The sequence below is a fragment of the Pseudogulbenkiania sp. MAI-1 genome (genome assembly GCF_000527175.1).
In the GTDB taxonomy this organism is placed as follows: Bacteria; Pseudomonadota; Gammaproteobacteria; order Burkholderiales; family Chromobacteriaceae; genus Pseudogulbenkiania.
Window position 1 is genome coordinate 3303023 of record NZ_AZUR01000001.1, and the last position, 19364, is coordinate 3322386.

19 protein-coding genes are annotated in these 19364 nt (G+C 60.1%); 8 read left to right on the plus strand and 11 right to left on the minus strand.

All coding sequences use genetic code 11. The features are described 5' to 3' along the window. Positions 1-68: 68 nt before the first annotated feature. The 3 genes from PSEMAI1_RS0115415 to PSEMAI1_RS20970 form a co-directional block, all read right to left on the minus strand. Positions 69-1313 (minus strand): nitronate monooxygenase, encoded by a 1245-nt coding sequence (locus tag PSEMAI1_RS0115415; protein ID WP_024303731.1) that lies wholly within the window; start codon positions 1311-1313, stop codon positions 69-71. A 246-nt stretch (positions 1314-1559) separates the two neighbouring features. Then, positions 1560-3473: a B12-binding domain-containing radical SAM protein gene (locus PSEMAI1_RS0115420; protein ID WP_024303732.1), complete on the minus strand. Its 1914-nt coding sequence runs from the start codon at positions 3471-3473 to the stop codon at positions 1560-1562. Positions 3474-3559: 86 nt separating this feature from the next. Next, complete coding sequence (locus PSEMAI1_RS20970) at positions 3560-4156, minus strand: class I SAM-dependent methyltransferase (RefSeq protein WP_024303733.1); 597 nt, start codon at positions 4154-4156, stop codon at positions 3560-3562. Positions 4157-4353: 197 nt separating this feature from the next. On the opposite strand from PSEMAI1_RS20970, the gene PSEMAI1_RS0115430 reads away from it, so the two are divergent. Further along, positions 4354-4854 carry a DUF4149 domain-containing protein gene (locus PSEMAI1_RS0115430; RefSeq protein WP_232219934.1) on the plus strand — a complete coding sequence of 167 codons (501 nt, stop codon included), beginning with the start codon at positions 4354-4356 and terminating at the stop codon, positions 4852-4854. A 5-nt stretch (positions 4855-4859) separates the two neighbouring features. On the opposite strand, the gene PSEMAI1_RS0115435 is transcribed toward PSEMAI1_RS0115430, so the two are convergent. Next, complete coding sequence (locus tag PSEMAI1_RS0115435; RefSeq protein WP_232219935.1) at positions 4860-5465, minus strand: NnrU family protein; 606 nt, start codon at positions 5463-5465, stop codon at positions 4860-4862. Positions 5466-5762: 297 nt separating this feature from the next. Between PSEMAI1_RS0115435 and PSEMAI1_RS0115440 the strand changes: the two genes are divergently transcribed. Continuing rightward, positions 5763-6590, plus strand: a complete 828-nt coding sequence (locus PSEMAI1_RS0115440; RefSeq protein ID WP_024303736.1) for a ferritin-like domain-containing protein — start codon at positions 5763-5765, stop codon at positions 6588-6590. Positions 6591-6839: 249 nt separating this feature from the next. Further along, the gene (locus PSEMAI1_RS21480; RefSeq protein ID WP_024303737.1) at positions 6840-7250 is read left to right on the plus strand and encodes a helix-turn-helix domain-containing protein; all 411 of its coding nucleotides are present in this window, start codon (positions 6840-6842) and stop codon (positions 7248-7250) included. 103 nt (positions 7251-7353) lie between these two features. Here PSEMAI1_RS21480 and PSEMAI1_RS0115450 read toward each other — a convergent pair whose 3' ends face one another. Beyond that, positions 7354-8238 (minus strand): substrate-binding domain-containing protein, encoded by an 885-nt coding sequence (locus PSEMAI1_RS0115450; protein WP_232219978.1) that lies wholly within the window; start codon positions 8236-8238, stop codon positions 7354-7356. Positions 8239-8453: 215 nt separating this feature from the next. Continuing rightward, on the minus strand, positions 8454-8993 hold the full coding sequence (locus PSEMAI1_RS0115455) for a cysteine hydrolase family protein (RefSeq protein WP_024303739.1): 540 nt from the start codon (positions 8991-8993) through the stop codon (positions 8454-8456). Between the two features lie 470 nt (positions 8994-9463). On the opposite strand from PSEMAI1_RS0115455, the gene PSEMAI1_RS0115460 reads away from it, so the two are divergent. Then, a complete protein-coding gene (locus PSEMAI1_RS0115460; protein ID WP_024303740.1) occupies positions 9464-11371 on the plus strand; it encodes a diguanylate cyclase in 1908 nt (635 codons plus the stop codon). Positions 11372-11664: 293 nt separating this feature from the next. On the opposite strand, the gene PSEMAI1_RS0115465 is transcribed toward PSEMAI1_RS0115460, so the two are convergent. Continuing rightward, positions 11665-12423 carry an SDR family NAD(P)-dependent oxidoreductase gene (locus PSEMAI1_RS0115465; protein WP_024303741.1) on the minus strand — a complete coding sequence of 253 codons (759 nt, stop codon included), beginning with the start codon at positions 12421-12423 and terminating at the stop codon, positions 11665-11667. 103 nt (positions 12424-12526) lie between these two features. Between PSEMAI1_RS0115465 and PSEMAI1_RS0115470 the strand changes: the two genes are divergently transcribed. From PSEMAI1_RS0115470 to PSEMAI1_RS0115485, 3 genes are all read left to right on the plus strand, one after another. Continuing rightward, entirely contained in the window at positions 12527-13405 is an 879-nt protein-coding gene (locus tag PSEMAI1_RS0115470; protein WP_024303742.1) for a LysR substrate-binding domain-containing protein, read from the plus strand. 493 nt (positions 13406-13898) lie between these two features. Then, the gene (locus PSEMAI1_RS21870) at positions 13899-14036 is read left to right on the plus strand and encodes a hypothetical protein (protein WP_156943157.1); all 138 of its coding nucleotides are present in this window, start codon (positions 13899-13901) and stop codon (positions 14034-14036) included. Further along, positions 14033-14377 carry a DUF1484 family protein gene (locus PSEMAI1_RS0115485; protein ID WP_024303743.1) on the plus strand — a complete coding sequence of 115 codons (345 nt, stop codon included), beginning with the start codon at positions 14033-14035 and terminating at the stop codon, positions 14375-14377. Before PSEMAI1_RS21870 ends, PSEMAI1_RS0115485 begins: the two co-directional genes overlap by 4 nt. A gap of 253 nt (positions 14378-14630) precedes the next feature. Here PSEMAI1_RS0115485 and PSEMAI1_RS21490 read toward each other — a convergent pair whose 3' ends face one another. Further along, positions 14631-15158, minus strand: a complete 528-nt coding sequence (locus PSEMAI1_RS21490) for a DUF2867 domain-containing protein (RefSeq protein WP_084612709.1) — start codon at positions 15156-15158, stop codon at positions 14631-14633. Between the two features lie 173 nt (positions 15159-15331). Further along, positions 15332-16105, minus strand: coding sequence for a DKNYY domain-containing protein (locus PSEMAI1_RS21495; RefSeq protein WP_198019627.1), 774 nt, complete (start codon positions 16103-16105; stop codon positions 15332-15334). On the opposite strand from PSEMAI1_RS21495, the gene PSEMAI1_RS0115495 reads away from it, so the two are divergent. After that, the gene (locus tag PSEMAI1_RS0115495; RefSeq protein ID WP_024300950.1) at positions 16086-17042 is read left to right on the plus strand and encodes an IS30 family transposase; all 957 of its coding nucleotides are present in this window, start codon (positions 16086-16088) and stop codon (positions 17040-17042) included. The genes PSEMAI1_RS21495 and PSEMAI1_RS0115495 overlap by 20 nt on opposite strands. Before the next feature lie 367 nt (positions 17043-17409). Here the strand turns inward: PSEMAI1_RS0115495 and PSEMAI1_RS0115500 are convergent, their stop codons facing one another. Together PSEMAI1_RS0115500 and PSEMAI1_RS0115505 are read right to left on the minus strand one after the other, a co-directional pair. Further along, positions 17410-18201: a TIR domain-containing protein gene (locus PSEMAI1_RS0115500; RefSeq protein ID WP_024303744.1), complete on the minus strand. Its 792-nt coding sequence runs from the start codon at positions 18199-18201 to the stop codon at positions 17410-17412. 132 nt (positions 18202-18333) lie between these two features. After that, entirely contained in the window at positions 18334-19158 is an 825-nt protein-coding gene (locus tag PSEMAI1_RS0115505; RefSeq protein WP_024303745.1) for a putative phage abortive infection protein, read from the minus strand. Positions 19159-19364: the final 206 nt, after the last annotated feature.

Here is a 19364-nt window from a genome sequence, read left to right on the forward strand (position 1 = left end):
AAACAGAAACCCCGAGGATCACTCCTCGGGGTTTCGTCTGCTGACAGCGGCGGCACCAACCGCCCGCCTCACTCCGGCAGCGCGATGGTGTTGTCGGTGCTGAACTGGTAATCGCGGAACACGTGCTCGGCGCTGAGGATCTGGTAGCTGCCGTCCTCGTTGCGGCGCGTGGTGTCCTTCAGGCGGTAGGTGTAGTGGCCGCAGGTCCAGCAGTCGAAGTTGCGCATGTGGGTGCACAGGCAGGTCTTGTCCCACACCTTGACGCGGCGCTCGCCCGGGTGCGCCGCCACCTCGCGGTTGTAGGCCTCGATGTATGCACAGCTACCCTTGGCGTCGAGCAGGTAGCCGTAAGCCTCGCAGTTGGGGCGGATGCCGTCGCCGATGGCCGGGCAATGCTTGATCATGCGCATCGGATAGCCGGTCGGCGACAGCTGGTTGACCTCGATGTCGTCCTCGGTGGCCTTGAAGTACTCCTGCTGCACCTTCTCCGGCAGGCCGCACTCGTGGGTAACGGTGAAGCGCGTGGCCACCTGCACGGCGCTGGCGCCCATTTCCAGGAAGTTCACCGCGTCGCTGCCGGTGAAGATGCCGCCGGCCGGAATCAGCGGGATGTCGAGCTTCTCGGCGATCAGCCAGTCGCGGATCTCGGCCACGATGGTGGCCAGGTCGTACTCGGCCCAGTCCATGCCGAAGCCCAGGTGGCCGCCGGCCAGCGGGCCTTCCACCACCACGTAGTCGGGCAGGCGGCCGGTGCGGCCGTTCTTCTTCAGGAACAGTTGCAGCGCGCGCAGCGACGACACGATGATGCCGAGCTTGGCGTCGCGGAAGCGCGGGTGGTCCTCGATCAGCGCGAACGAGCCCAGGTGCAGGCCGGCCGCCAGCGTGATGCCGTCGATGCCGGCATCGAGCGCCGCGCGCAGCCGCACGCGCAGGGTTTCCTTGGGGCCGTTCATCGTCAGCTTTTCCATGCAGTTGATGAAGATCAGCCCCTTGCCGCGCTTCGCCTCCATGGTGCTGCCCACGTGCAGCTTGGTGGCTTCGGCCAGCAGGTCGAGGTCGAACTGGACGACCGACTTGTCCGAGTTGGCGACGTTGAACTTGTACTGCTGCAGCTTGTTCTTGACGTACTTGGTGTTGAAGCGGCGATCGGCAACCGTCGGCACCATGGCGTCCGAGATATGGCCGATGCCGCCGAGGCGTGCCGCCTCGAGGGACAGAGCGGAAGTCGAGATGTCGACCCCCATGCCGCCGACCATGATGGGCACCAGTTCCTGCTTGCCCAATCTCAGGCGAAAATCATCCACGCGCTTCATTAGTTGCCTCTCCGTATTTCGTAACCTCACATTATCACCCAGGCGGGGCCCGGAAGACAAAAAAGCTGCAGATTCAAGCGTTCGAATCACGAAAAAAGGCCAGCCATCACGGGCAAACCGGGAACTGTGCCCTGCGGCCAGCAGGGCCGCGTAGTACAACGGTGGCGGGAGCGGGCTCCGGCTCAACGGGTCAGGCCCCTGCCCAGCGGCGCGCAGAACGGAGCGAAGCGCCGCCAGGCGCTGCCGTTACCGGGCGGCCAGCGCCCGCGCGATGAAATTGCGCGGCACCCGCGGGCGCGGCACCCGGCCGTAGAACCAGCGCCGCACGTCCTCGTCCAGTGCGATACCGTGCATATAGTTGTACAGCGCCTTGTTCAGCGCCTCGCCCATGGCGTCGTGATCGACCCCGGTCGGGTCGATGAAGCCGACGTCGTTCTTGGCGAAGCTCACCTCGGGCAGCGGAATCAGCTCGACGCCGTACTCCTCGGGATTCTGGCCAACCGGCGAGTGCACCGTGCAGGCGAAGCGGTGGAAGAAACCGGACTGGATGCAGCCGTTGTCGAATAGCTGGCGCACGTATTCCAGCGCGTCCACCGTGTCCTGCACCGTCTGCGTCGGGAAGCCGTACATCAGGTAGGCGTGCACCAGGATGCCGGCCTCGGTGAAGCCCTGGGTGACGCGCGCCACCTGTTCCACCGATACCCCCTTCTTCATCAGCTTGAGCAGCCGGTCGGAGGCCACCTCCAGCCCGCCGGAGATGGCGATGCAGCCGCTGTCGGCCAGCAGCTGGCACAGCTCCGGGGTGAAGGATTTCTCGAAGCGGATATTGCCCCACCACGAGATCGCCACGTTGCGGCGCAGCAGTTCCTCGGCCAGCGCGCGCAGCATCTTGGGCGGCGCGGCCTCGTCGACGAAGTGGAAGCCGGACTGGCCGGTCTCGGCGATGATGGCCTCGATGCGGTCGACCAGCGTCTCCGCCGAGGCGGTCTCGTAGCGCGAGATGTAATCCAGCGTCACGTCGCAGAAACTGCATTTCTTCCAGTAGCAGCCGTGCGCCACCGTCAGCTTGTTCCAGCGCCCGTCCGACCACAGCCGGTGCATCGGATTGAGCATGTCGAGCAACGACAGGTAGCGCTCGATCGGCAGGCCGTCCCAGGTCGGCGTGCCGACCTCCTCGAACGGGATGTCGGCTTCCATCATATTGACGTAACGGACCTGCCCCTCCTCGCGCACGAAGGTACGCACCAGGCGCGAGGTGGAGCGCTTGCCCTGCAGGTGCTCCAGCAGCGCCAGAATCGGCTTCTCGCCGTCGTCCAGCGTGACGAAGTCGAAGTAATCGAACACGCGCGGCTCTTTCAGCTCGCGCAGTTCGGTGTTGACGAAGCCGCCGCCCAGCGCGGTCTTGATGTGCGGCCAGCGCGCCTTGATGGTCTGGGCGATGCGGAACGCGGCGTACACCGAGCCGGGAAACGGCACCGACAGCAGCACCAGCTCGGGCTGATGGCGTTCGATCGCGTCAATCGTCAGCGCCTGCAAGGTATCGTCCACCAGCGTGGGCGGGGCGGCCAGCGCCTTGGCCAGCGGCTCGAAGGTCGGCTGGCTCATCGCCAGCGACTCGGCGTAGCGCACGAACTCGAAGCGCTCGTCCACCGCCTCGCGCAGCACGTCGGCGATATCGTTCAGGTACAGCGTGGCGAGATGGCGCGCGCGGTCCTGCTGGCCCAGCGCGCCGAAGGCCCAGGCCAGCGGGTCGCCGCCGTAGGGATCGCCCGGGTCGACGTACACCTCCAGCGAGGCGAAGCGCGCGCCTTCCGGCAGGAAGTTGCGGCTACAGATGCGGTGGCTGACGGTGGAATCCCGCCCCTGCAGGAAGGCGATGGTCGGGGTGATGGTGGCGAGGTAGCGCTCGAACTGCTCGACGAAACCGTGCACCTGGGCGCTGCGCTTCTTCGGCGGGATGGCGTCGATGCGCTCGCGGATCGCCTTCAGCCCCGCCACGGAAAACAGCCGCAACACCAGCGCCAGCGCCAGGTCCTCCTGCACCGCAGGCACCCCGCGCGAACGCAGGAAACCGGTGATGTAGGCGGTGGACGGATAGGGAGTGTTGAGCTGCGTCATCGGGGGGATGAGCGACAGCACGCGCGGGGACGGACTGACCACGAAGAAACCTCAGGCGGATACAACCTGCCATTTTGCCAGAATCGGCCGGCGCACAGGGCAGAACCTGCCGGCGCCCCCTGCCCCGCTCAGGGCGGCGGCAAGGGCCAGTGCAGATTGCCGATGACGTACACGCCGACATCCTTGTAGCAGCGATAATCCTCCAGCCGCCAGACGGCGGGGAACTCGCGTGCGAGCCAAGCCAGGATCTTGTCGTGCGACCAGTCGTCGACCACGTGCCGCTCGTACGGGTTGCCCTCGGACTCCTCCTGCGGATAGTAGACGATGGGAATCGACAGGATGAGGCGGGCGCAGAAGCCGCCGAGCCAGTGAAACAGGCGAGTGGCGTCGGGCAGCGAGATATGCTCCAGCACGTCCCCCACCAGCACCAGGTCGTAACGCTGCGCGGTGAGCTCGGACAGGGGACCGTGCTGATCGCGGATGTCGGCAATCCACAGCGTGTCGTAGAGCTCGCGCAGCCCGAAGCGTTCGACGTAGGGCGCCCAGACTTCCACGCCGTGCCACAGGCAACGCTGCCGGTCCAGCGCACTGTGCTGGAACAAGCGCGGATAGGTGCCGCTGCCGGCGCCAAGGTCGAGGATCTTCAGCGTCTGGCCGTTCTCGGCATACAACCGCTCCACCACCTCCCGGGTGAAGTCCTTACCGCGGTGCGAACTGTATGGCATGGTTCTCCCCGTCAACAAACCGTGCAAGGCCGCGGGTGGCCGGTGCAGCCTGCGGCGCCGTCTTCATTGAAGCTTAGCAGCCATGGCTCCGACGGGGGTAGCCCGGCGTCACGCCGCAGAAGCGGCATGCTTTCCCCGGCCGCCCAAGGCCCGGCCGGGATGGCAGGCCGAGGCACGGACCGCGATGGCCGTATAGAATGACAGCATCCACCACCATGCAAGGCCGAGCCGACGTCATGACCGCCGAACCGTTATTCCGTTTCCTGCACCTCGCCAGCATCACCCTGTGGGTCGGCGGCATGTTTTTCGCCTATGTCTGCCTGCGCCCGGTCGCGGCCGAGCTGCTTGACCCGCCGCACCGGCTGCGGCTGTGGCAGCGCGTGTTCGCCCGCTTCTTCGTCTGGGTGTGGGGCGCCGTGATCCTGATCCCCGTCAGCGGGCTGGTCATGCTCACCCGCGTCGGTTTCGATGCCGCCCCGCTCAACTGGCACCTGATGCTGATGATCGGGCTGGCGATGATCGCGATCTACCTCTACGTGTTCTTCGGCCCCTACGCCGCGCTGAAGCGCGCCGTGGCCGCCGACGACTGGAAGGCCGGCGGCGCGGAGCTGGGCCGCATCCGCCAGGCGGTGGGGATCAATCTCATGCTGGGCTTCCTGACCATTGCCATCGCCACGCTGGGCCGGTGGCTGGCCTGATCCGTTCACCCGAATGGCCGCACGCCGATTAACCAGCCATGCAGCAGGAAGGCAAACAGCGCCCATACCGCGAGCCCGGCGACGACGGTGACCGCGTCGCCCGCCAGCGCGCCGGCCGGGTAGCGCGTCCCCGCCTCCCGGTCGCGGCGTCGCGCCGAGAGGAAATCCACCACCGCCCACACTAAGAAGGCGCCGAACAGCACCACGGCCGCCAGCGTGCCCTTGGCGATCAGGTGCGCAACGGCCCAGATTTGCACCCCCAGCACCATCGGGTGGCCGACCGCCGCCTTGAAATGATTGCCCGGCACGTTCGCCGCCGCGAACAGCACGAAGGACACCGCGGTCAGCAGCGAGGCCAGATGCCGCGTCCAGACCGGCGGCGCCCACAACACCAGCGTCTGCCCGCGCGCCAGCCCGTAGCCCCAAACGATCAACACCAGCCCGACCAGCGCCAGCAGCGTGAACGCGCCTTTCCAGGCCTGCAGCCCCCAGCGGGCAATCTGCGCCACGCGCCAGGGCTCGGCGACGATGCGCACCGAATGCCCGCCCAGAAAGATCAGCAACCCCAGCAGCAATACCGTCATGACGAAGCCCTCGCGATATGGAAGCACTCACCAAACCCGCCTGGCATGACCGCATAGTCTTACCGGACGGCGTGTACGGTCTGCGGCAGCCCCCCTGGCCAGGACGACGGCACCGGGTTTGGTCAGCGGCTCTCGGGCTTCTTGATTGTCGGCCACGCGCTCAACAATTCCAAGTTCATAGTTTGGGCGGAACCGGCTCGAACAGACCCGAAAAACCAGGACTATGCTGAAATTCACCGCCGCTGCGTCCCCCTGCACAGCAGAACGGAGGTGGAGCACGCAAGTCGTACCATCGATGGGAAGGATAGTCGGGAGGAGTTCACGATGCAGAGACCGGCGAGCATGGCATCGACGTGGAACCTCGATCGGATTCCGCTGGAATCGATAGACCTGCAGCAAGTCCGCTGCCGGGAGGATCTGTTCTACCTGGCGACGGCGGCCTCGTTCATCGAAAGCGGCTCCGATCTCTACACCCGCAACCTGATTCGCTACTGTACCGGCGAGACGGAGCTGGTCGACTGGCTGCAAAACCGCTGGGAGCCGGAGGAAATGCGGCACGGCCGCGCCCTGAGTGCCTATGTTCGCCACGTCTGGCCGAAGTTCGACTGGGAACGCGCCTTTGCCGCCTTCTTCGAGGACTACTCGCGCCAATGCACGCTCGACGAGTTCGAACCCACGCCGGGCCTCGAAATGGCCGCCCGCTGCGTGATCGAAACCGGCACCGCCACCTTCTACCAGGCCCTGGCCGAACACGCTGCCGAGGAACCTGTGCTGGCCGGCCTGGCATCCCGCATCCGCGCCGACGAGATCGATCACTACAAGCACTTCTACCGCTATTTCCGCCAGTACCGCGCCGGCCAGCCGCCGGGGCGCCTGCGCGTGCTTACCGCCCTCGGCCGACGCGTGCTCGAAGCCCGGCGTGGTGATGCGGAATGCGCCTTGTGGCATGCCTTCACCGTGCGTCAGCCCGAAGCCGCCTCCGACAAGGCCTCTTTCCAGGCGCTGAACGCACGGCTCGGCCAGCAACTGAAACGCCATTACCCGGTCACGATGGCGGTCAAGATGCTGCTCAAGCCGCTCGACCTGCCCACCGCTCTCACCCGCGCCGTGCAAGGGCCCTTGATCCGAGCGGCCAGATGGGCGTTGCGGTAGGGCTGTTCACGATAAGAGAGGCACGACGAACCGCAGTGTGCCGATGGCCTTGGCGTTCCAGTCACTGCAACGCCAGCCTGGCAATGTTGTCCGAGCTGCCGTCCCACCCTACCCCACATTAACATCCTATAGATTGTATTTTCCATTTACAACATTTAAGCTGTATTAGATCAGTACAGCCCATAAACTGTTTTCTTCATTTACAGCTCTTAGCCTGTAGAATGAGCAGGGACATCAGCGGAGGTTGCCGTGGACTATCCCATCAAGACGCTCAGTCAGCTACGTCCCATCCTGCAAGGATTTCGCAAGGCCAACGGCCTCACGCAGGCGGCCTTGGCCGAGAGACTGGGCATCACCCAGCAGAGTTATGCGAAGCTGGAAGCCAACCCGACATCCGCCAGCGTGGAGAGGTTGTTCACGGTCTTGAGGGCGCTTGGGGTCGAACTGGTGCTGAGTGGCGCCACTTCTACCTTCCCGACGCAGCACGATGCCGGCGCGGCCGGGCAGGTGTCCCCTGCCGCCAACACGCCTGCTACGAGCGCCACAACACCAACAGGCAAAGAGGCCAAGCCCGCTGGGAGAGCCACAGCAACGGGGGATATGCCGACGCCGACCACCCCACAGCCGGTCGTTGCCACGAAGAAAAAAGAGAGGTGGTAGAGATGGGGCGCCGCGCACTCACACAGGCAGCGTGAAGAGGCAATGCGCCAAGCTCGCGGCGATGGCGCCGTTTGCGGCATCGCTTTGACACGGAGGGGCAACCTCAGTACAACTCCCTGGCGATATCCGGCTGATCCATATTCGTCTTGGTGACGAACACCACCCCGGTATCGACCTTGCGGTTCTCGATCGTCTGCCCCTGCGTCTTGCGATGGGCAAGATAGACGCCCTGGTACCCCATCTCGCGGGGCCGCTGCACGACGAGCCCATGGAGATCCCCCAGCCGGACGGCGGAGAGCAAGTATTGATTGGTGTCGAAGCCGATGTGCACAACCTTCCCGGCCAGCCCCATCTTCTTCAACTGGATCAGGGCGCCCAGACTGGTCGACTCGTTGGGGGTGAAGACGCCATCGAACTTGCCGCGCAACTTCTTGAGCGCTTCCTCCGCACGGACCCGGGTGTCGCCGACCGACGTGCCGATATAGGCATCGTGCACCACCTTCAACCCCGCCTTGGTGGCCCCTTCGATGAAGCCGCGCGCGCGGTCCTCGGTGGACACGACATCCTCTTTTTCCCGCAGCAAGACCACGCGGCCTTTCCCCGACAAGGCCTTGGCCATTTCCTTGCCGGCCAAGCGGCCTGCCTCGACGTTATTGGTCGCCACGACCGCCGCGACGTCGGCGCCCCCGGTGTCACGGTCGATGTAAACGGTCGGGATGCCTTTCGCATTGAGCTGGCCAACCAGTTGGGCGCGCTCCGGCGCATTGGGTGCGATCACCAGGGCTTTGCAGCGCAAATCCCAGATCATATTGGCGATCACGGCTTGCGATTGGCGATCTTCCTCACTGGGCGGCCCCCGAAAATAGATGTCGACACCCAGCTCCTTCCCCGCCTGATTCGCCCCCTCCCCCACCGCTTTCCAGAAGGCATAACCGCCGCCGGCGGAGACCACCTCGATGCAGTCTTTGGCCAAGGCCGGCACGATCACACCCAACCCAGCCCAACCTAGCAGCACGCCCCAAACGACTCTGCTCACCATTTCCCGATGTCCCCTCGTTGACAGAGCATGCCCGATGACGACAGCGTCTCGTGCCGGCAGCCGGTTGGTTTGCACCAGTCGCCATGCCCGCTTTGACTGTAGTCGATCCTTGACGCTATCGATGATTCACGAGCAACCGCCTGCCGGAAACTGCCGCCGGGGAGTCAGGCGACAAATTCTATTTCACTGCCTGGCTTGGCCTGAATGGGCGGACCAAAGCTCACGATGTCGGGAAGCGTAGCGTTCTCGTGCTCGCGGATGGCGGCGGCCGATGCGTGCGCCTTGTCGTGGGTGGTGTGGGCGTCGGCGGCCACGGTGACGGAATAGCCCAGCGCGGCCGCCCGCCGGGTGGTGGTGTCCACGCAGAACTCGCTGGCGTAGCCGCAAATCACGACATGGTTGATCTGGTGCTGGTCCAACAACGCTTGCAGCGGCGTGCGGAGAAACGAATCCGGCGTCGTTTTACGGACGAAGTGGTCTCCCGGCACCGTGCGAAGGTGACGTTCCAGCTGCCAGGACTCCGACCCATGAGCGAGCTTGCCCGAGGCTCGTTCGTGCTGGATGAACACGACCGGAATACCGTGCGTCCTGGCCCGGCCAGCCAAGGCGTTGATTCGTTCGACGACCGCATCGGCCTCGTACGGACGCGGTTCATCGTCGAACAGCCCGCGCTGAACGTCGATGATGAGCAGGGCAGTTTTCATCAGAGGATCTCTTGTGAATGAATGAGCGTTGCAATCTGGCTAGAACAGGCCTCCTCTCCGACGACGTATCTGCTCGATGGAGAGCCAGGCCTCATTCCGCTGCAGAACCGCATGGACTCAGCCTTGCGGGGAATGGCAGGCCACGCAGAGCTTGTTGCCGTCGGGGACCCGGAAGTACGCGCCATAGTAGTACTCATGATACTCGGGCCTCAGGCCGGGCTGCGACTGCCAGCCTGCCCACGGGCGGCTCCGTCCACAGAAACGTGCCGGGTCGAGCCAAGTCGACTTATTCAGCCCTTCCCTGGACATTAAAGATGCATAAATTTTACTTGTTTGATGAGAAAAACTGACATCTAATTCTGTAATTTGCTACCTTTTTCGCTGGCTGGCCCACAATGCCATATGAACCCCGATTTCGTTCCACCCGAACCATCTCCCACCCGCTTGCGATCCTGACCATCGTGGGTCTCATGGTCGCATCGCTCTGGTTTGTTCTAATCGCAGAAGAAGACCGCAATCACGCTGCTGTCGAGCGTAATGCCAAGACCGAGTCGGCCAATCTTGTCAGGGCCTTTGGTGAATACGTCGTTCGAACCTTCAATGAGGTCGACGAGGCGCTGCTGATCCTGCGTCAGGCATGGCTTAACGATCGATCCGATTTCGATCAGGAAGTCCAGTTTCTCCAGTCTGCCTACTCCAAGTCACTTCTGGTCCAGGTCGCGGTCATCGGTCCAGACGGAAAGCTCGCGTACTCCAATCTCGACCCGAACGCGAAACCGGTCGATCTGAGCGACCGTGAGCATTTCCGGGTGCATCGTCACAGCAGCCAGGACAGGCTTCATATTAGCAAACCCGTAAAGGGGCGCGTTTCCAGCCGCTACAGCATTCAGATGACGCGCCCCATCCTGGGCGAGCATGGCCGCTTTGAGGGCGTACTGGTCATTTCACTCAGTCCCGACTACTTCAAACAATTTATTGAATCTGTTGACCTAGGCGCACGTGGCTCTATCGGGCTGGTCGGAACGGATGGTATTTTCCGAGTACGCGGAAGCGCCGGGAAACTGGATGCCAAGGCTATCGGCACTGCGGTACCGTCTGATCGTCCGTTTTTGCGCCCAAATGCTCCTCCGCAAGGGAGCTTTGAAACGAAAAGTACGATCGATGGAATCGACCGGCTGGTGACGTATCGACGCCTGGATGGCTATCCGATGGTCGTGTCGATCACCCAACCGGTCGAAGACATTTTCGCAGCGCATGAACAGCGCTGGTTCCGGTACCGCCTCGTCGCAGGTGTCATCTCGCTACTGATGGTATTGGGCGGCGCGTTACTGGCGCGAGCCCTGCACGTACAAGGTCAATTCCGCAGCCGATTACTGTTCGTCAACAACAGCTTGCGCACTCTGAACGATATCACCATCCAGTCGAGCGATACCCTCCAAGAGCGACTACAGAAAGCACTGGAACTCGGATGCCGCCACCTAGGGGTTGAATTTGGCATTGTCAGCCATGTGATTGGAGACCGCTACCATGTTGAAAGCTGCTGTGCGCCGCCGTCTGCCAACCTGAAGGCGGGCGATGAATTCGAGCTTGCGCAGACCTACTGTGCAATGACGCTTAATCGCTCCGACGTGGTGGCGATCCACCATATGAGCGATTCCGAATATGCCGGCCACCCCTGTTTCGACGCCTTCAAACTGGAGTGTTATATCGGCGCCCCGGTTTGGGTCGGTGGCGAACTCTATGGTACCGTCAATTTTTCTTCTACCAGACCCTATGGCCGAACGTTCGATCGCAGCGATATCGAGTTCGTGCGGTTGTTGGGGCGCTGGGTGGGCATCGCAATTGCCGAGGAAAGATCGCTCACCAAGCTGAGAGCACTAGCGACAACGGACGAGCTGACGGGCGTGATGCGTCGTGGCCACTTTACAGAGATCGCTGAGAAAGAATTCAGTCGGACGAGGCGCTATGGATGCCAACTGTCAATGCTCCTGATTGACCTCGACTACTTTAAACGCATCAATGACAGCTTCGGCCACTACAGTGGCGATGAAACACTGAAGCGCGTCGCCATTGTTTTTCAGCAGGTGCTCAGGAGCTGTGATATTCTCGGCCGCCTTGGCGGGGAGGAGTTCGCCGTTCTGTTGCCCAACACTCCTGAATCCGAAGCGCAAGAGGTGGCAGAGCGACTACGCCGCGAAGTCGAAAAGAGCACGATTCAAACGCTAAACGGACAGATTCACTTAACTGTTAGTATAGGTGTTGCGGAACTTGCGGCCGAGGATGACTTCACGACCATCTACAATCGCTGTGATGCCGCACTTTATGAAGCGAAGCGCCGGGGCAGAAACTGCGTTGTGGCAAGTAGTGTATTTCCGTAAGAAGGGTAATGGCGAGCCCTGCGGCCGACGACCGGGTGCTCTATCGTCGTGACGAACTGGATACGTAGGAGTAAAGGGGACGGACTACGGTTTCCACTATTTCCCCAAATCTGCTAGCAGCGAAGAAATCGTGGTCCCCTATTATTAACGTGGTGGCCGGCAGCCCGAAGATGCTGGGCCAACTGCTGCATCTCTTGGCGCCGCATGTGAAGTAAGCGTTGCCAGTCTGAGCATGAAAAACGCCCCCGTGCTTTGGCCGGGAGCGTTTTTATTTGGCGGATCGGGCCGGCAGCTCAAATCTGGGTGAGGCCTCCATCCACCGTCAACTCCACTCCATTGATGTAGCTTGCTTCACTCGAGGCCAGAAACAACGCCGCGCTGGCGATCTCATCCGGCTGCGCCACATAACCCAAGGGCACCGTTTCCTTGGCCTGCTCCTGCAGCGCGACGATCTGTTCGGCACTCAGTTTCAGGCCGTTTTCCATGATGGGTGTGCGGGTGTAGCCCGGGCTGAGGGCATTGACCCGGATTTTGTGGGTCTTGAGATCGTTCGCCCACGAACGCGCGAAAGAACGTACTGCAGCTTTCGAGGCGCTGTACAGGCTCAAATTCGGCATCCCCTTGTTGGCAACGATGGAAGCCGTCAGCACCACGGAGCTACCCTCTTTCAGCAAGGGGAGCAGCGTTTGCACGGTGAAGAAGACGCCCTTCACGTTGATATCGAAGCTCTTGGCGAATTCATCCTCGCTCGTCGTTCCCAATTCATTCGTTTCCGCGATGCCGGCATTGGCGAACAGCGCATCCACTTGATCACCGCGGCTTTCGATCTCGCTTTTGAGCTTGTTCAGATCGGCCTGCTGCGCCACATCGGACACTATGGCCACCGCAGCCGTTCCCAGCGTGGTGACTGCGGCATCCAGGCTCTTGGCTGAGCGGCCGGTGATATAGACCCGCTTGGCTCCCTCGGCGAGCGCGGCTTTGGCGATGGCCAGACCGATACCGGTCGAGCCGCCGGTGATGACAGCCACTTGATTGCTGAATTTCGTCGACATGCTGGCTTCCCTTCTTTGTTTGAGCAGAAGACGTCAGTTTTATTCACAATCATCAAGGGATAAACTATCGCTCCATTGATTCATTTAGAACTGTGGCTTAGCAATGGATTTACTGGAGAGCATGAAGGTGTATGTCCTGGCGGTGGAGAAAGGCAGCCTCAGCGCTGCCGCTGCGGCCAGCGGCATTTCTGCAACGATGGCGGGCAATCACCTGCGGGCGCTGGAGCTACGCCTGGGCGTGCAATTGCTCAACCGGACGACACGGCGCCAGCACCTGACGGCGTTCGGCGAGGACTACTACCAGCGTTGCAAGGAGATTCTCCGGCTAGTGGACGACAGCGATACGCAGGCGCAGCGCCTGCAGATGGCCCCCGTGGGTAAGTTGCGCGTCACCGCCCCGGTCACCTTCGGCAGCGAAGCGCTGATGCCGGCGCTATCGGTGTATCTGGAGCGCTACCCCGAGGTCAGCGTCGACGTGTCCTTGAACGACCGAGTGGTGGATCTGGTGGAAGAAGGCTTCGAGGCGGCCATCCGTATCGGCAATTTGCCGGATTCGGCCTTGATCGCCAAGCCGCTGGCACCTTATCGTTTGATGATCTGCGCATCGCCCGACTATCTGGCGCGCAGGGGGATGCCGGAGCGGCCCGAAGACTTGTCCCGGCACGAATGCCTCTCCTTCAGCCCGGCGGCGATGACGCATTGGCGTTTGAATGGCGAAGATGGCGGGTATCGCATACCGGTGTCCGGACGACTACAAGCAAATCACGGGCAAGCACTGCGGGTTGCCGCCTTATACGGGCTAGGCATCGTCCTGCAACCGGCGATCCTGCTGGAGGCCGATGTGCGGGCAGGGCGCTTGGTGCAGCTGCTTCCCAACTATGAACTGCCGAGCAGATCGATGAGCGTGGTCTATCTGCCGGACCGGTATCTCTTGCCCAAGCTGCGCAGCTTTGTGGATTTTCTGGTGGAGCGGTTTGGCTGAGTCTTGCCCCAAGCCACTCAAACCAGCCAGGGGTTGATCAAGACCAAGCCCGTGCCACATTCCCTAAAAGGCATATTTTCTACTTCACCGGTGCCATCGATCACCATCAGGCCTTGCCAGGCGTCGCGGCACCAGATATCCATCAATCATAAACAAACCCTGTCCTACCAGCCACGAGGACGGCCACATTCCCTGCCAAACGGCCGGTACAAAGCCACAAGGTTGACGCCGCCGTGAGCGTCGGCAACAATTCCACTGTTGCAGTCAATCCTGCAACCGAGATTGGCGTCTCGATTCATACGGCGGACTGCCGCCCCGCGCGGCGTTTTTTACGTCCGTTACACACCATTGGTGCGTCTTCTCTATGGCGGGCCGTGGTGGGAGAGCCTTCGGGCTCGCCGGTTTCCGTATGGCCGGTACGCCAATCCCGCCATGCGCCTGCCACCCCCGATTGGCGTCGGGCAGCAGGTCGATCCTACATACGGAGGCCTCCATGCCTAAACCCCTCTCCCGCGCCCTGTTGCGCCTGTTACCTGACATTGCCGCCCTGGTTTTTCTGTTGCCTACGCTGGCCGAAGCCCGGCTCCTGTGTTTGCTGGCCGATAGTCATACCAGGGAGGTGGCCGCATGAACTCCACCATCCCCACCCTCGCCCCGAACGACGGTGCGCTGGCTGTAGCCCAGTTGCAAGACACGCTGCGGCAATTGCGACAGTTGTGTAGTGCTCACCCGGAACTGAACACGGTCGATGCGTTGCTGGCCCGGCTGGAAGCCAACGGCCACGACATCGACACCATCCTCAGCGCCGGCCTGCAGGAATTGCATGCCGTCCATGAGGGTCTGAGCACCGCACTGATGCTGCTCGACCACGCCGGCGAGGTCGCCCTGCCCGGTAACGGCTTGTACAGCTTGCTACAACCGCTGAACCAGCGCTTCCAGCAGGCGCTGATGCGGGTGAATGATTTGATTTGAAGAAGGCTTGCTTGGACATGCCAGCCGAAGGGTTGGCAGGATTGAAAACGCCGCTTTCCGTTGATGGGAAGCGGCGTTTTGGCTGGAGGGGGATGATTTTGGTGTGACTTATGACTGTCAACCTGCCGCTCAAGTACATTGGCAGCGAATGATATTGACATGCAGTGCAATGTCGCTACGCACCGATTGCCCCCTACAGATTATCCCGAGTTACGGCCTTTGATATTCACACGCTTGCGTACAACTTCCATCATCACTCGGTTCTTGCTACTGCAGCCAAAACTGAAGGTGCAATGAGGCGATGCATCGGTTTAACAACCGCCATATATGCTTGACCGAGGAGATTATTGACCTGGACGACAGTGGTGACCGTGACGAGCACTTTTCCAGTCTGCTCTGCTGACGTCCGATGCACTGACAGTGTTACATTCAAATGCTTGTCTTTGTCACCGAGAAGCACTTCGCTGAAAGTATTTTCGAAGAGAGTAAAGATGCCGACACGCTCACCCGGCTGGTACTCGGAATCACTTTTCAACTTGTCCACATTATCGAGCAAGCCTAAATCCTTGAGCCCAAGGAGTGACACTGCACCATTGCGCAGCGCCATGCATGTGTTTACCCAAGAGGGTGTTTGCGATAGCGCTTTAAGAAACTGCCCCAGTGCTGAGAGCGACAGATCACCCGCCTCTACAGACCAGGCATCATGAAAATAAGAACTGGGAACCAATTTTTCGATGAGGCTGTTCGATGGTGCGCAAGTTTCAAACGGACGAGTGCTCATATGGTCCTAATATTTGGCATGGGGGAAGCAGCAACACAACGGAGCCCGTAGGACACAATCGAAGCGCTGTACATTGCGCCATCGTCGGCGGCCTCTACAAAGAAATCGTGGCCTGTCCCCTATTATTATGTTTTTAGGCCGACCGTCGCGTTGAACTCCTTGTTGGGCCGCCTCTATTTGAATGAATCGCATGACACTACTTTTCCATCGCTGTAACAGCGATTGATGTCCCGCGCACAGACCTCGCATGAACCATTAGCAAGTGCAAAGGTGCCTGCATCTGCCCCTTCAATAACAGCTCTGATGCTTGAGTAGACTTGGTGCTTATCCTTTGCATACCAATAATTGATAACAGAGAATGACCTCGGATCTGCGCCAGGAAGCTTCTTGGCTCTTCGATAGGCACATTTACTATCAATTTGCCAATCGTCTTTAAGCCAGCGGAACGATTGCGGATCACAAGCTTCAATTGGCCGACCCAAAATGTACACATCATTTTCGTCTTTGGCGTAATTCAGATCACTGGATGCAACGAAGGAGGCTGGGTTTGCATGCGTGATTACGACTGCCTCGAAATAGGCGTGTTCGCTATCTTTTGCGTAAGTCTCTGACAACGCAACAAAGGTGCTTGGCTTCGCGCCAACAATCGGGCTGCCACGAAAGTACACGTGATCCTTATCTTTTGCGTAAGGCCCCTTGAGCGACTGAAATGAAGTGGCATCAGCGCCTTTTACGATGAATGAACTGCTGCCCCAAGCTTCGTTCCAGCTCTTGTAGACAACACCATTTCCAGATTTCTGGTAGCCCGTGCAGGCTGTAACAAGGGCGGATTCAGGGAGTAAGTGCAACGGCAGGCAGGTCTGGAGGAAGGGGGTGAGATGAGGTAAATTCCCCCGCTCTTTGACCGGCCAGTCAGGAGCACAAGGAATGAAATACCGCCATCTCACCGAGGGTGAACGATACCAGATCCAGGCATTGAGTGCCGAGGGTTTTGGCCCTACGGCCATCGGCCAGCGCATTGGTCGCTGTAAAAGCGTGATCAGCCGAGAGCTGCGGCGCCATCGCCTGCGCGGCCGTTACCATGCCAGCGATGCCCAGCGCAGCTATCGCCAGCGCCTGCAAGCCAAGGGCAAATTGCGGCAGCCATGGGGGCCGGTATTCGACGAGATCGCCGTCCCGTTGCTGAGGGAGGGCTGGAGTCCTGAACAAATCAGCGGCGTGTTCAAAGGTAGTGACTATGCAGTCAGCCATGAATGGATTTACCAGCGGGTCCTGCAGAACAAGCGCCAAGGCGGTGATGTCTACAAAGCGCTGCGCTGCCAGAAAGAACGCAGAAAGCGCTACGGCAAGCCGGAGCGTCGCGGTCAGATAGCCAACCGCCGGCCGATTACGGAGCGTCCCGCCGAAGTTGAGGCGCGCAGCCGGGTCGGTGATTGGGAGGCTGACACGATGATCGGAGCCGGGAACAAGGGTGCCATCGTGACACTGGTTGAGCGCAAGACCGGCTACGCCAAGCTGATGCTGGTGCCAAACAAGGAAGCGGCGGGCGTCACGAAGGCGATTGTCCAAGCGCTCCGTCCACACCAGAAACAGGTGCTGACGCTGACGTTCGACAACGGCAAGGAGTTTGCTGGCCACCAGACGGTTGCCAAGCGGTTGAAAGCAGATTGCTTTTTTGCCGACCCGTACAGTTCTTGGCAGCGCGGCTGCAACGAAAACCTGAACGGGCTCATCCGGCAATACTTCCCAAAGGGGACTGACTTCAGGAGGATTACTCGGGCTGCGCTGGTCAAAGTGGAAAGAAAGTTGAATGACCGTCCCAGGAAACGGCTGGACTGGAAGACGCCAAGGATGCTGTTCGAAGGAAGCAAATCACTGAATTGATTTACCTATTGACTGTTGCACTTACTTTTTGAACTCGCGAAGGATAATGACCAAGCAGAGAGAAGTTCGCACCACCAGTTATCTCCTAAGTGCCCAACGAGTTATCTGGGACAGAATTCATCAGGAAGGCGCCACGGTCAGCCCATTTATCAGAGAGAAACAGGGGACAGGCCTCGGTTTCCGCTATTTCCCCAAAACTGCTTGCAGCAAAGAAATCGTGGTCTGTCCCCCATTATTTCTCGCTGCGCTCCGATTGCACCCTACGGCTTATTGCGGGTTACGGCCTTAAATCTACAGCCTCAACGCCTGACTTCAGCGGCAGCCGTAGGCTGTCCACTGGAAGGAAATGTTGGGCATCACCGTTCGATCACAACTTGTACAGGGCCTTCAACTCGCGCTGAAGGACATGGAAACCGGAACTGATGCTCCCCTTTGGAAACGGGATATATGCGACTCCGGTAAGGTTGGACGGAATGTTGACCCCCTCCTCGTGCAGAAGAACTACCGAATTCCGACCGTATCGTCCTTGGAAGAAACCGATCTCGTGCATGACATTCTCCCGAACTCTTGCTTCGTCTTCGTTCGCAACGTCATCTCCTGTCATGACTATCACTGCGCTGCTACAGCGGGCCGCATTGTCGATCAGCTTCTCGATGATCGTGCGGCCAAGGTTTGGCTCCTGCTCTAATTCCAGGGTCGGTATGCCTACATCCCTCTCGATGAATGGCTGAACTGCACGCCAATCGGCGGATCGACCATGAGAGATGAATACGCGGCAAATGCTTGACTCTTTAGGCTGAGCAAGCTCACTGTTTGCTCGAATTTCGAAAATTTGGTCTATATCACGAACTAGCCTTTCGGCCTGAGCTCTTGAATAGTGAACAGGAGCAGGCATGCCAGACCCAGAGCTAGCCATCTCAGCCTCGGGCTCGGTCTTGATCGCTTGGAAATCTCCGTAGAGATCTGGGAGCAGTCGCTTCAGCGCATTCAACTGGTCGGCAGCTTGATCAAAGTAATGCCGCACCAAATCTGGAGGGAAGTTTCCGCGGGTTAGCACTTCGCCCCTACTTCGATTGCGGCTAACGTTTTCGTCCATCACGGCCAAAATAGCCTTACGGATTCCGGCCAGCTTAGCCATTACAACGGCCAGTTCGGTCATCTAGTCACTCCCTATTTCTTCGCGGTCAGCGTACCCGGCGCGTCCGCCAGTTCTCGTGATGCCCAATGTTGGAGATGAGTGGCGGACACAGGCGTGCGCAGCGCGCCGGAGACCGTCCGCTCGATTGCAGGGTTAGTCTGCACTGTCGTCGCCGTAGGCGGCTGGTGCGTAAAGTCCGATGTGCAACGGGCGAGCGATCAACTGGAGTTGAGGCATGTTCTCCAGCAATGCAAATTCCTCTACGAGGGGCTTGAACTTCTTGTGGCCGTACTCGCTGAGGCAGTTGTAGAACAGCATGAGGTGTTCGTAACCGGAAAGCTGCGCTCGCACAAGCGATGTGTACTTTCGCTTGTCTTCGATGGGCGCTTTCTTGATGAACTTCAGGATGTGATAGAGGTGACGGAAGTAGTGGCCCAACTCCGACTGATGATCGGAGTAGAACTTGCGATACACGGCCTGCACTGTTTGCAACGCTTGGGCATCTGGGTAATGAGCCTCCGTGGCATGCACCCTCTCAAGGCGATGGTACCAGACCTTGAAGCAGTCCCGTGATCGGGTGACTCGACCGTTGTCACCCACGAGGTCCATTGCATTGACGATGTCCCCGTGAGTTCGTAGCAATGAGAAGAAGGAGTCTTCGAACCGTTGTAAGGTAAACGTGGCGGTTTGCTCAGCAAGTTGGAGCTTCTGCCCCTCAAGCTCAGCCCGCGTTGCAGCAAGCTCTTCGCGCTGCAGCGCGAGTTCGTCTCTCTGCATCCAAGAGGTGAAGATCAGGGTGGCAAACGCTAGTCCAGAGAACAGGGCGTTCACTGCGCCAAACATGTCGCCAAAGGTGCCTCGGTTTGCATCAGCGTGGAGCCAAAGACCGGAGGCGATCCAAATGAGAATGACAACAAGCCAAGGAATAAGCAACCAGCGAAGCTTCGGCTTTGGTTGACTGGAAGTCGGTATTTCCATATGTACGGCCTAGAAGTAGACGTCCTAAACGACGTAATTTATTGCGTCACCGACGCCAATGATCACAGCCAAGCCATGCTCGGCCTGGCTTCACAGCACCAAATATTCACCAATCATAAACAAAATACATCACCCCCTGCCAGCCCTGGCGGGAGAACAGCCGTGCCCACCCCCAACCAGCAAAAAACCCCGCAGCCTCACAGCCA

Bases quoted from the DNA above. Each gene is read 5' to 3' on its own strand.
- PSEMAI1_RS0115415 (WP_024303731.1), bottom strand. From the start codon at position 1,313: ATGAAGCGCGTGGATGATTTTCGCCTGAGATTGGGCAAGCAGGAACTG.
- PSEMAI1_RS20970 (WP_024303733.1), bottom strand. From the start codon at position 4,156: ATGCCATACAGTTCGCACCGCGGTAAGGACTTCACCCGGGAGGTGGTG.
- PSEMAI1_RS0115430 (WP_232219934.1), top strand. From the start codon at position 4,354: ATGACAGCATCCACCACCATGCAAGGCCGAGCCGACGTCATGACCGCC.
- PSEMAI1_RS0115440 (WP_024303736.1), top strand. From the start codon at position 5,763: ATGCAGAGACCGGCGAGCATGGCATCGACGTGGAACCTCGATCGGATT.
- PSEMAI1_RS0115455 (WP_024303739.1), bottom strand. From the start codon at position 8,993: ATGAAAACTGCCCTGCTCATCATCGACGTTCAGCGCGGGCTGTTCGAC.
- PSEMAI1_RS0115460 (WP_024303740.1), top strand. From the start codon at position 9,464: ATGGTCGCATCGCTCTGGTTTGTTCTAATCGCAGAAGAAGACCGCAAT.
- PSEMAI1_RS0115465 (WP_024303741.1), bottom strand. From the start codon at position 12,423: ATGTCGACGAAATTCAGCAATCAAGTGGCTGTCATCACCGGCGGCTCG.
- PSEMAI1_RS0115470 (WP_024303742.1), top strand. From the start codon at position 12,527: ATGGATTTACTGGAGAGCATGAAGGTGTATGTCCTGGCGGTGGAGAAA.
- PSEMAI1_RS21870 (WP_156943157.1), top strand. From the start codon at position 13,899: ATGCCTAAACCCCTCTCCCGCGCCCTGTTGCGCCTGTTACCTGACATT.
- PSEMAI1_RS0115485 (WP_024303743.1), top strand. From the start codon at position 14,033: ATGAACTCCACCATCCCCACCCTCGCCCCGAACGACGGTGCGCTGGCT.
- PSEMAI1_RS21490 (WP_084612709.1), bottom strand. From the start codon at position 15,158: ATGAGCACTCGTCCGTTTGAAACTTGCGCACCATCGAACAGCCTCATC.
- PSEMAI1_RS0115495 (WP_024300950.1), top strand. From the start codon at position 16,086: ATGAAATACCGCCATCTCACCGAGGGTGAACGATACCAGATCCAGGCA.
- PSEMAI1_RS0115500 (WP_024303744.1), bottom strand. From the start codon at position 18,201: ATGACCGAACTGGCCGTTGTAATGGCTAAGCTGGCCGGAATCCGTAAG.
- PSEMAI1_RS0115505 (WP_024303745.1), bottom strand. From the start codon at position 19,158: ATGGAAATACCGACTTCCAGTCAACCAAAGCCGAAGCTTCGCTGGTTG.